Origin of the sequence: Streptomyces beijiangensis (assembly GCF_017315755.1) — a bacterium.
GTDB classification, from domain to species: domain Bacteria; phylum Actinomycetota; class Actinomycetes; order Streptomycetales; family Streptomycetaceae; genus Streptomyces; species Streptomyces beijiangensis.
On sequence record NZ_JAFLRJ010001281.1, the window covers coordinates 1 to 242 of the forward strand.

Genomic DNA, 242 nt, shown 5'->3' on the forward strand with positions numbered 1-242 from the left:
GTTGACAGGTTTCGAGGAGGGCGGCAGCCTTGAGAACTGTTGAGTCCAACAGGACAGGAGGGACAAGAGTGAGAACTCTCGCAACCCCCGAACAGGCCGAACGCGACTCCCAACTCCCCGTCGACATGGTCATGCCCGACCTTGATCTGACGGAATTCATGACCGACGGTCCGCCGAAACCCAAGGTGCGGCACGACGGTCGGCCCGACGTCATATGGACCGAAGAAGTCAAGTGGGTGTAG

At 59.5% G+C, this 242-nt stretch carries 1 protein-coding gene; it reads left to right on the forward strand.

Features of this window, described 5'->3' with window-relative positions:
• Positions 1 to 68 precede the first annotated feature (68 nt).
• Positions 69 to 242: a hypothetical protein gene (locus J0695_RS41515; protein WP_206969986.1), complete on the forward strand. Its 174-nt coding sequence runs from the start codon at positions 69 to 71 to the stop codon at positions 240 to 242.